Annotated in this window: 6 protein-coding genes; 2 read left to right on the forward strand and 4 right to left on the reverse strand. The window is 66.1% G+C overall.

The window, feature by feature from the left end; translation table 11 throughout:
- Nucleotides 1-134: 134 nt before the first annotated feature.
- Nucleotides 135-3164 (forward strand): TonB-dependent receptor domain-containing protein, encoded by a 3030-nt coding sequence (locus O5K31_RS16850; RefSeq protein ID WP_269714908.1) that lies wholly within the window; start codon nucleotides 135-137, stop codon nucleotides 3162-3164.
- A 150-nt stretch (nucleotides 3165-3314) separates the two neighbouring features.
- Nucleotides 3315-4196 carry a hypothetical protein gene (locus O5K31_RS16855; RefSeq protein ID WP_269714909.1) on the forward strand — a complete coding sequence of 294 codons (882 nt, stop codon included), beginning with the start codon at nucleotides 3315-3317 and terminating at the stop codon, nucleotides 4194-4196.
- Nucleotides 4197-4232: 36 nt separating this feature from the next.
- On the opposite strand, the gene O5K31_RS16860 is transcribed toward O5K31_RS16855, so the two are convergent.
- The 4 genes from O5K31_RS16860 to O5K31_RS16875 all read right to left on the reverse strand — a co-directional run bounded on the left by O5K31_RS16860 (nucleotide 4233) and on the right by O5K31_RS16875 (nucleotide 11601).
- Nucleotides 4233-5861 (reverse strand): ABC-F family ATP-binding cassette domain-containing protein, encoded by a 1629-nt coding sequence (locus tag O5K31_RS16860; protein WP_269714910.1) that lies wholly within the window; start codon nucleotides 5859-5861, stop codon nucleotides 4233-4235.
- Nucleotides 5862-6112: 251 nt separating this feature from the next.
- Nucleotides 6113-7408, reverse strand: coding sequence for an MFS transporter (locus O5K31_RS16865; RefSeq protein ID WP_269714911.1), 1296 nt, complete (start codon nucleotides 7406-7408; stop codon nucleotides 6113-6115).
- Nucleotides 7401-8477 carry a LacI family DNA-binding transcriptional regulator gene (locus O5K31_RS16870; RefSeq protein ID WP_269714912.1) on the reverse strand — a complete coding sequence of 359 codons (1077 nt, stop codon included), beginning with the start codon at nucleotides 8475-8477 and terminating at the stop codon, nucleotides 7401-7403. The genes O5K31_RS16865 and O5K31_RS16870 overlap by 8 nt, the downstream gene beginning before the upstream one ends.
- A gap of 154 nt (nucleotides 8478-8631) precedes the next feature.
- A complete protein-coding gene (locus O5K31_RS16875) occupies nucleotides 8632-11601 on the reverse strand; it encodes a TonB-dependent receptor domain-containing protein (protein ID WP_269714913.1) in 2970 nt (989 codons plus the stop codon).
- Nucleotides 11602-11660 lie beyond the last annotated feature (59 nt).

Raw genomic sequence — 11660 nt, forward strand, 5'->3', positions numbered from 1 at the left:
CGCCGGTGTCAATCGTCACGACCAAAATGTGGCCGCGACGAACAACGCTCATTGACGGCGAAGCTATGACGCGCACATATTCACTCTTGTGAGAATGAGCGTCTGAGATTCATTCCACCGGGAGGATGCAAAAAATGAGAATGGGGCTTAACCGCGCCTCGGGCGCCGCCTTGCTTATCGGCCTATTTGGCCTGGCCTTGCCGGCCATGGCGCAAGATCAGTCCACCGAGGTCGAGGAGATCGTCGTCACCGGCTCCAACATCCGGGGCTCGGCGCTGGACGCCGCTTTGCCGGTGGAGGTCTATTCGCAAGAGAGCCTGGAGAAGCAGGGCTCGCCGTCGGTCCTGGAGTTCGCCAAGAGCCTGACCATCTCAGGCCCCACGAGCGGGGAGTCCTACTACTTTGGCGGCCCCACCCTGGTGGGTTCGGTCAACTTCAACCTGCGTGGCCTGGGCGCGGACAAGACGCTTGTCCTGCTCAACGGCCGGCGGATGAACCAAAACACCGCCAACGTGCCGTCCATCGCGCTGGCCCGCACTGAAATCCTCAAGGACGGCGCGGCCGTGATCTACGGCGCCGACGCCATCGGCGGGGTGGTCAACTTCATCACCCGCGAGCGCTTCACCGGCGTCGAGGCCCAGGGCCAGTACAAGTACATCGACGGCTCCAAGGGCGACTATTCGGTGGGCGTGGTGGCCGGTATCGGCGAAGACCGCGTCAACCTGCTGGTCTCGGCCGAATACGAACACCGCTCGCGCCTCAACACCCTGGAGCGCGGGTTCACCAAGGATTCCCTCACCCCAGGCGCTGGCTACAATCCCGCCCCCTGGTCGACCCTGACCAACCTGACCGGCTGGCAGCCTCGCGGCGCCTTGCCCGCCGTGCCGGGCCTCAGCGCCGACGCCGAGTTCGGCGCGCCCGTCGGCGGGCTGGTCTCGGACTTCACCCCCGCCAGCTGCGCGGCCGTGGGCGGGCGTTACGACAACGCCTTCACCTGCGCTTACAACTACATCCCCTACTATCGGCTGGTCGAAGAGCAAGACACCTATCGCCTCTACGCTCAGGTGAAGGCCGACATCACCGACAGCATGAAGTTCCATGCCGACGTCTCCTACGGGCGTGTGACCCTGCCCCAGGTCATGGGCTCGCCGGCCCAGCCGGTCGTGCGGGGCCCAGCCATGGCGACCGGCTCGGTCAACCAGTTCTACGTCCCGATCACCAACCCCCATGCGGCGGCCTTCGCCGCCGCCCACGGCGTCACCGGCGCCCAAGGGTTCACGCCCACCACCTACCGGCTGCTGGGCCACGGCGGTAACCCCTACTATTCGGGCGGTGAAGGCTTTGGCGTGGCCGACCGCATCGACAACAAGGTCTGGCGCGTCTCGGGCGGCGTCACCGGTGATCTGGGGGACCTTGCGCCCTTCGCCAAGGCGGTCGGCTATGATTTCGCCCTGACCTATAACGACGCCTACAACTTCAACACCCACCCCGACACCATCGGCTACCGGGTGCAAGAAGCCTTGAACGGTTTTGGTGGTCCCAACTGCCGCGCCGCGGACCTCGATCCCCGCCGCTTCGGGACCCAAAACCCCGCCGCCGCCGGCCAGAACGGCTGCCAGTGGTGGAACCCGTTCTCCACCTCGTTCAAGGGCCAGCCGGTGCTTGGCCTGTCCAACCCCAACTATGTCGCCGGACGCGAAAATCCGCAGGACCTGACCCTTTGGATGTTCGATCCGCGCGCCACCGAGACCTTGAGCAACAACTTCACCGCCGACCTGGTGTTCAACGGCCGCTCGGGCCTGAACCTGCCAGGCGGCGAGGTGGGCTGGGCGCTGGGCGCCCAGTACCGCACCTTCGAGAACCGGGTGAACGTCGACAGCCCGCTCTATAACGGGACCGTCCAGTGTGAATGGCCCAGCGGCACGACCAGCGCCAATGGCGCCGGCTCGCCGAACCTGGAAGCCAATCCGCTGCCGACCACCGACCCCAACTTCCGCGGCTGCACGCCCGATGCGCCGGGGCCGTTCGTGCTGTTCGCTCCCCTGGTTCCGACCCATGCCGAGCAGAGCCAGTACTCGCTGTTTGGCGAGCTTCAGGTGCCGCTGCTCTCCAACGTCGATATCCAGCTGGCCGCCCGGCGCGAGCGTTTCTCCAACGACCTTGGCGCCACGGTCTACAAGGTGTCGGGCAAGTGGAACGTGTGGGGTCCGCTGACCCTGCGCGGCTCCTACGGCACCAACTACCAGACCCCGCCGCTGGGCGTGACGCCGGGCCAGGTGACGGTCGCCGCGCGCACCTTCACGGTGGCCGCCAGCAACTGGCTGGCCGCTCAGTTCGTCACCGACTCCGACCTCAAGCCCGAGACCGCCAAGACTTCGAACCTGGGCGCGATCTGGCAAAGCCGGGGCCTGTCCTCCGACCACGATTTCCGCCTGATCGTCGACTACTTCGACATCCGCACCAAGGATCAGATCGGTCAGGTCGCCGACCCCAACCAGATCGCCAGCCTGGTCTTCAACGGCGCTGGCGGGACGATCACGACCTGCGACGTCGCCCGCCAGCCCCTTTTGGCCCGCATCACCTTCAACAACGGCTGCCAGGTCGGGATGAACGGGATCGGGACCTTCTCGTCGGTCACCACGCGGTATGGCAACGGCCCGGGCCAGACCACCAAGGGCGTCGATATCCAGGCCAATTACGGCCTGCCCCTGGGCCCCGGTCAGCTTGACGTCAACATCACCGCCACGCGGGTGACCGAACTTCGGACGGGCTCAACCACCCTGGACGGCGTCACCATCACCACCGGCGACAACCGCCTGGGCACGCTGAACTTTGCGACTTTCGCCCAAGCGGCGCCCAAGTGGCGCGCCAATCTGGGGGTCAACTACGGCTTTGACCGCCACAACCTGCGCCTGGGCGTCAATTTCGTCTCGGCGGTGAAGGACGAACGTGTCGGCGTCCAGTACGGCGAGAACGGCCAGGAGTGGATCACCACGGACCTGACCTATCGCCTGCAGCTACGCGAGGACACGGTGATCACCGCAAGCGTGGCCAACCTCTTCGACCGCGATCCGCCGCCGGCCCAGGAGGAGTTCGGCTACGACCCGTGGACCGGCAATCCGCTGGGACGGACCATCGAGGTTGGTCTCAAGCAGGCCTTCTAGTTCCTCTACCTCCCTGGCGGGCGGCGCAAGCCTCCCGCCTTTTTCTTAAGCGACGGCCAGCGTCGTGATCGCGAGACCGCAGGCGGTCCCTCGATCAACTGTCACATTCGGTCCTTACTGCCGGTACCCGCGGTGCGGCGGAGGAAGTGAATGGCGACATTTTCGCAAAGTGGGCTGGCGACGCTAAAGATGGTCGCCGGCCCCCTGTCTCGCCGATCCTTGCTGTCAGTCTTGCCCGCCGCCCTGGCGAGCCTCTCGACGGGAGTGATCGCACAGACGCTCAGGCCAACGCCGCTTCAGATTGTCGCCCGTTCCGGCGTGGCCCTGAGCGGCGTCTATGCTGGCCATCTCCAGGGCGCCTGCACCAACGACCGCGACGCGATCTATTGGTCGATGACGACCAGCATCGTGAAGACCGACGTGAGCGGAAACGTCCTGCGCCAGATCACCGTCGCCAATCATCATGGCGACCTTTGCCACGTCGACGGCAAGATCTACGTCGCCGTCAATTTGGCCCTGTTCAACGATCCGCAGAAGCGCTCCGATTCCTGGATCTATGTCTACGATGCGGACGACTTGTCCCTGCTCAAGCGGCACGCCGTCAGCGAGGTCGTCTATGGCGCCGGCGGGATCGCTTTCGGCGACGATCGGTTCATCGTCGTCGGCGGGCTGCCCGACGGCGTGGGCGCCAACGCCCTCTATGAGTACGACGACCAGTTCAGGCTGCGCCGCGAAATCGTCCTCAAGACGGGCCAGACCTACAAGGGCATACAGACAGCCGCCTATGATGGAAGCCATTGGTGGTTCGGCTGCTACGGCAAACCCGATTTCATGGAAGTGCTGATCAGGGCGGACCGCACATTCGACGCGATCGGCAAGTTCGCCTTCGACGCCAGCACCGGCCTCATCGCGCTCGACCGCGACACCTTCCTGGTCGCCAAGGCCGGCTGCGGCAAGGAGAGTTGCGTAGCGCGGCTTGTCCCCGTCGACCTCAACGCCTGGGTCAAGGACGGCACGTTGAGGCCGCTCTGAAGACCCGGGATGGGGCGGGTTGAGGCGCCGACGCCGCTACCCGCCCGGGTGCAGCCCAGGGGCTTCCTGACCCGTGCGAGTGACGTATTCACTATAGCCGCCGCCGTACTGATGGACGCCCTGCGGCGTCAGCTCCAGCACGCGGTTGCTCAGGGCCGCCAGGAAATGGCGGTCGTGCGAGACAAAGAGCATGGTCCCTTCAAAGTCCGCGAGGGCGGCGACCAGCATCTGCTTGGTGACCATATCGAGGTGGTTGGTCGGCTCGTCGAGCACCAGCAGGTTGGGCGGGTCGAACAGCATCTTGGCCATGACCAGACGCGCCTTCTCGCCGCCGGACAGCACCCGGCAAGGCTTTTCCACGTCATCGCCGGAGAAGCCAAAGCACCCCGCCAGGGTGCGTAAGCTTCCCTGACCCGCCTGCGGGAACGAGCCCTCCAGGGATTCAAAGATCGTCTCTTCGCCGTCCAGCAGGTCCATGGAATGCTGGGCGAAATAGCCCATCTTGACGCTGGCCCCGATGCTCACCGTGCCCTGGTCGGGCTTGGTGTCGCCAGCCACCAACTTCAGCAGCGTCGACTTGCCGGCGCCGTTGGCGCCCAGGACGCACCAGCGCTCCTTGCGGCGCACCAGAAAGTCGAGGCCCTCATAGATCGGCTGCGCGCCGTAGCCCTTGTGAACATTGCGCAGATTGATCACGTCGTCGCCCGATCGGGGCGGGCTTTGGAATTCGAACTGGACCGACTGGCGACGACGCGGCGCCTCGACGCGCTCGATCTTGTCGAGCTTCTTGACCCGGCTCTGGACCTGGGCGGCGTGCGAGGCGCGCGCCTTGAACTTCTCGATGAACTTGATTTCCTTGGCCAGCATCGCCTGCTGGCGCTCGTACTGCGCCTGCCGCTGCGCCTCGCCTAGCGCCCGCTGCTGGTCGTAGAAATCGAGATCGCCCGAATAGGTGATGAGCGAGCCGCCGTCGATCTCCACCACCTTGCCGATGATGCGGTTCATGAACGCGCGGTCGTGCGAGGTCATCAGCAGGGCGCCGTCATAGTTCTTGAGGAAGGCCTCAAGCCAGATCAGGCTTTCCAGGTCCAGGTGGTTGCTGGGCTCGTCCAGCAGCATGCCGTCGGGCCGCATCAGCAGGATGCGGGCCAGCGCCACGCGCATCTTCCAGCCCCCAGACAGCAGACCGACATCGCCGTCCATGCGTTCCTGGCTAAAGCTTAGGCCCGCCAGGACCTCACGCGCCCGCGCCTCCAGCGCATAGCCGTCCAGTTCCTGGAACCGTTCCAGCACCTCGCCGTAGCGTTCCATCACCGCGTCCAGCTTGTCGGCCTGGTCCGGATCGACCATGGCGGCCTCAAGGCTCGACATTTCGGCGGCCAGGGCGCTGACGGGACCAACGCCGTCCATCACCGCCGCGACCGCGCTCTGGCCCGACATCTCCCCGACATCTTGGCTGAAATAGCCGATGGTCATTCCAGGATCGATCGAGACCAGGCCGTCGTCAGGCTGCTCCTGACCGGTGATCATGCGAAACAGCGTCGTCTTGCCGGCGCCGTTGGGGCCGACGAGCCCGACCTTTTCGCCCTTTTGGACGCCCATCGAGGCCTCGATGAACAGGATTTGGTGGCCGTTTTGCTTGGAGATGTTGTCGAGGCGGATCATGGGGCGGTCTGCTAACGCGGGCGGGCCCAGAACGCCAGCCTGGAGCACCTGAACTTTCAACGGACCTCGGCCCGCGCCCGGCCGGTGTGTCAGATGACCTTGGTCTAGACCGCGCTCTCGCCGACGACACGGCCCTTGGCGTGCCGCCGAATGGCCCGGACCACCCTCCCACGGGCGACCTCGCCACAAGGTCGACAGACTTCATGGACAAGTCAGCGCCTAGCCGGCGGGCTCCTATTGACGCATGAGCGTCATCGCCCCCCGGCTTTCGACCTGTCGAGACGGCCCATTGCGTAGAAGATCAAGGCGCTGGTCATCAGCAGCACAGCCGCCAGCGCCAGCATCGGCGCAAGATTGCTGCCGGTGGCGTCGCGCACCATGGGCACCAGGTTCTGGGCGATGAAGCCGCCAAGGTTGCCGATGGCGTTGATCGCGGCGATTCCCGCCGCCGCCTGGGGTCCGCTGAGGAAACTGGGCGGCAGGCTCCAGAAGACGGGCTGGGCGGCGAAAATGGCCGGGGCGGCGATGCACAGCATGGCGAACTTCAGGGCGGAGCCAGGCAAGATCACGCTCAGGACAAGCGCGGCGGCCGCCACCAAGGTCGGCCCGGCGATGTGCCAGGCGCTGGCCCCATGGCGCGCGGCGTGACGCGGCACCCACCACAGCGCCACGCCCACCAAGATCCAGGGAATGATGTTGATCAGCCCATTGACGGTGTTGGATACGCCAAAGGACTTGACGATGGTCGGCAGCCAGTAGCTCAGGCCGTAGGCGCCCAGCGGCATTCCAATGTAGAGCCCCGCCAGCAGCAGCACGCGTGGATCGAAGATCGCCTTCCAGGCGCCGCGGTGATCGTCGATCGCCCCGCCCCGCTCGGCCGACAGGGCGGCGGCCAGCCAGGCCTTCTGAGCCTGCGGCAGCCACTTGGCCTCGGCGGGTCCATTGGGCAGACGCCACAGGACGTAGGGCGCCAAAAGCACAGCCGGCAGGCCCGTCACCAAAAACACCCACTGCCATCCCGCCAGCCCCAAAAGGCCGTCCAGATCCAGCAGCACGCCCCCGATCGCCGCCCCGACGGCGTTGGCCACGGCGCTGGCGATCATGAACAAACCCACCATCCGCGCCCGATGCGCCTGCGGGTACCACAGGGTCAGGACATAGAGCACGCCGGGGAAGAACCCGGCCTCCGCGGCGCCAAGCAGGAAGCGCAGGATGTAGAACATGGTCGGGTTCTGGGTGAAGCCCAGGGCGAGGGTGACCAGCCCCCAGGTGAACATGATCCTGGCGAACCACACCCGTGCGCCCACCCGCGCCAGGATCAGGTTCGAGGGCGCTTCGAACAGAAAGTAGCCGATGAAGAACAACGACGCGCCCAGCCCATAGGCCGCCTCGCTGAGTCCCAGGGCCTGGACCATGTCGAGCTTGGCGTACGAGACGTTTTGCCGATCGATGTAGGCGATCAGATACATCACGCAGAACAAGGGCATCAGCCGCCGCGTCACCTGTCCGACGGTGGCGCGCTCCATATCGGCGGACGGATCAGACATGCGGTGACCTTTCGGGATGGGAGGCGGCGTTCGGCCTTGGCGACGGCGCGGGGGCTGTTGATTGACGCTCGATCAGGCGATGATCCAGCACATGGTCGGCGAAGGCCTCGGGCGCGGATGGAGCGCGCAGGGCGCGCATCAACCGCTCAAGCGCCACGGCCGCCATCTGCCTCACCGGCTGATGGATGGTGGTGAGCGGCGGCCACAGCGTGGTGGCCACGGTCGTGTCGTCAAAGCCCACGACAGTCAGATCGCCGGGCACATCCAAATGCCGGCGGTGGGCGACCGATACGGCCGCGGCGGCCATGTCGTCGTTGCTGGCGAAGATGGCGGTCGGCGGCGACTCCAGGTCGAGCAGTTGCTCGGCGGCCTGCAGGCCCGAAGCATAGGTGAAGGCCCCCTGCGCTAGGACAAGCTGGGCGCCTTGGACCGCCGCCACCGCCGCCCGCGCACCCGCCAGGCGCTCGGCGCTTGCGCTCTGGTCGGGGTTGCCGACGATGACGCCGATCCTTCGGTGACCCAGATCCAGGAGATGGCGCACGAGGGCCTGGCTAGCCTGGCGATCGTCAATGCGGACATTGATCGCATCGGGCGCCGGGCGGCCCGCGGCGACCACCGCGACGGGCAGCTGGGCGGCGGCGAGCAGGGCGCGCACGGCCGCGGATTCGCCCAGCGGCGGCGCCAACACCACCCCGTGAACGCCGCCGCCCAGCAGCCTTCGCATTTCCGGCAACGAGGGCGCCTGGCCCGCCTCGCCGCGAACCAGGATGAGGCGAGCGCCCGCCTTGGTGGCCTCCTCGAACACGCCAATGAGGAAGTCGCTCATGAAGGCGGCGCTGGGATTGGAATAGACCACGCCGATCCGCAGCTCGCCGGCCATAACCAAATTCCGGGCCGTCAGATTGGGGGCGAAGTTCAGCTCGCGGATCGCCGCCAGGACCGCAGCACGGGTCGCTTCACTGACCTTGTCGCCGTCATTGATCACCCGCGACACCGTCATGCGCGAGACGCCCGCCAGCTGCGCCACATCGGCCATGGTGGGGTCTCGCGTACGGTCCGCCCTAATCATCGCCTGCCTCCCCTAAACATCGGCCAAGCCTAGTCAAACTCGACGTTCCCGCATGACGATTCTAGCGCGAAGAAAGGCGCCCGAGCCACGGAGCGGCGCAGCGCCGGTCCGGACCCGGGCGAGGCCGCCCAGGGGGGAGGTGGCGGCGAGCGGCCTAGAAGCTATAGCGCAGGCCCAGGTGATAGAACCGTCCCAGCAGATCGTAGAGCGCCGGGTTGGCGTCCAGGCCCGTATTGGTTTGCGGAGACGGCGTGGGGTCGCGGTCCAGCAGGTTGTCGACCTTGCCGTAGATTTGCAGACCATTGTCGAACTTGTACGAGGCGCTGATGTCGACATAGGTCGCGCCGCTCATCTGGTTGTAGTCGAGGGTCGGCCGACTGGCGGTCGAGACAGGGCAGCTGCCGGGCTTGCATTCGACGTATTCGGTGGTGGCGTTGCCGAACCTGCCATCACTGAACCAGCGCTCCTGTACGCTGAAGGAAAAGCGGTCGGTCTCCCAGGTTTGGATGGCCAGGAGCTTCCAGTCCGGCGTGGCGCCGGAGTTCTGGCCGGCCGAGTCGGTGGCGACCGCCCCGGGGATGCCGGGGTTGGTGACGAACTTGTGCGTGTTCGTCGCCAGGCCCCGGACCGTGAAGCGGCCAGGCACGCTGGGCAGTTCGAACCGATAGCTGCTTTCGATGTCAAAGCCGCTGGTCTTGATCGAGGACAGGTTGAACGTCTGGGAGTTGACGAAGGCCGTGCCCTGGGCAGGCGCGAAGTTGAAGGCGCCGCAGAACTGCTGGAGGCCCGCGAAGCAGAAATTGACGACCTGCTGGGCGCTCAGGCTGGAAATGCCGCCGTTCAGGACGATGTTGTACCAGTCGACCGAGACGCTGAAGCCCGGCAGCCATTGCGGATTGGACAGCACGACGCCGAGGGTCGCGTTCTTGGCGATTTCCGGCTTGAGGTCCGGGTTGCCGACCACGTTCTGGAGAACCGTCAGCGCGCCGCCCGTGAACGGGTTGGTGAAGTTGGGCATCGTGGTGGTGACCGGCGCGGCGTAAAGCTCGGACAGGTTGGGCGCACGCACGTCACGCGAGGTCACCGCTCGCAGGCGAAGGCCCTCAAGAGGTGTGTCCCAGGTGGCGCCGACCTTCCAGGTATAGACGGTTCCGGAGGTGCTGTAGTCGGTCCAGCGGCCGGCCATGTTGAGGTTGGCCCTGCCCGCCGCGTCGGAATCGACCAGCGGCACGTTCACTTCGGCATAGGCTTCCTTGACCGAGTACTCGCCAGCGCCGGAATGGTAGTTGCCGGCGAACCAGTTCGCGCCTGACGGGGTCAGGACCGGATCTGCGGGGTAATCGGCGGTGTTGGGCGAGTCCGTGTTGCCGTCGCCATAGGGGTCGCCTTCGACGTAGTACTGCTCCTTGCGCCACTCGGCGCCGAAGGCCAGCGACACCGGCCCCGCCGGAACCGAGAACGTATCGCCGCTGAAGTTAATGCTGGCGACGTCCTGCTTCTGGACCGAGTGCTGGTATGGGCCGTTCTTAGGCGTGATGTAGGCCAGGGCCGCCTCGCTGGGCCGCTGACCGCCGAAGATGTTGATCGGCACGCAGCCGCTGGCGCGGGCGATCGGGTCGGCGCAGACGATCTGCCCGCCCACCGTCGTGGCCTGGATGGCCGCGCGATAGCGCGGCATCAGCAGGATGTCGCGAACGTGGATGTTCGTCGTGTTGCGGCCATGGGTGTAGTAGGCGTCGTAGACCCAGTTCTTGCCCATGACGTCGAACTTGCCATTGGCGCCGACCACCAGACGGTACTGGGTGCGGGTCGGATGGACCGAGATGTTGCGCGGCAGCAGCGCGTTGCTGAGGCCGTAGCTGAAGGTCGTGATGCCGGCGTTGGCGCACGCCGCCACGACCGAGGCCGGCAGATACGGGTTCGCGCACGACATCGTCAGATTGGTGGTGGCCGCCCCCGGGTTGGGCTGGTTGCTGGTCTCCACACGGGCGGCGTTGAACGTCGCGTAGATCTCGTGGTTGGCGTCCAGATCAAAGCCCACACGGGTATAGGCGTTCATGCGCTTGAGGCGCGACTGCAGCGAGGTGCCGATGCCGACGTTGCCCGACAGGTCGCCGCCGACGCAGAAGCCGCCGTTGGTGTAGCAACCGCTGACCGCGCCGTTCGCCGCCCTGGAGGGCACGCCCCCGCCCCCATACTGGAACTGGAACGGATTGCCGGCTTGGTCGAAGGCCGTGCCCTGCAGCGGACCGGCGCTGATCAGGCCGTACTTGGCGTACTGGTAGGCCTGGACGTGCTCGCGATAGAGGTACTGGGGCGAGCCGTCGTTGGTGATCCCGCGGTTGACCAGGGTGGCGGTCGTGTACCAGTCGCGGCTGCCCGGTGCGTCTTCGCCGAAGCCGCCCGCCGGAACGCCCTCTTCCCAGTCGTATTCACCGCTGACCTGCACGTGCAGGCGGTCGTCCAGGAAGCTCTTGCCCGCCGCGACCTGGGCAAGCCACTGGTGGTTGTCGCCATAGGTGGTGACACCGGTCAGCAGGTTCGTCTTGAAGCCCACGAACCGCTTGTTGGTGACGAAGTTGACCACGCCTCCGACCGCGTCCGAGCCGTAGGAGGCCGAGGCGCCGCCAGTGACCACGTCGACCCGCTCGACCAGCAGCTGCGGGAACATGCTGATGTCGGGCACGCCCGTGACGTTGGCCGGAACGACCCGCTGGCCGTCCAGCAGGGTCAGGGTCCGGATGGTCCCCAGGCCACGCAGCGAGAACGAGCTCAGGCCCTGCTGGCCGCTCGATGTGCTGAACGTGCCCGTGGTCGCGCCGCTCGATCCTTGCAGGGAGGGCAGTTGGGTGATGGCGGTGAAGATGTTGGGCTGGGCGGCCCGCTCCAGATCGACCTGGCCCAGGACCTGGGTCGGCGTCGGCGCGGTGAAGCCGGTGGAGCGGATGCGCGTGCCCGTGACGACGACCTCCGACACGGCGCCAGCTGGGCTTTCCGCCGATGGCGTGGCCTCAGCCTCCTGCGCGAGGGCTGTTCCAGCCCCCATGATGGTCACGAACGCGCTCGATGCGAGCAAAGCGCTTAAAAAGGCCGTTCCCCCTCGCGCGCCATCCAAAGCACTCATCTTATCCCCTCCCAGTTTTTCATTGGGCCAGCGTCGTGGCCTACCTGGAATTTGTCAGA

The organism is Caulobacter sp. NIBR2454, assembly GCF_027474405.1.
In the GTDB taxonomy this organism is placed as follows: Bacteria; Pseudomonadota; Alphaproteobacteria; order Caulobacterales; family Caulobacteraceae; genus Caulobacter.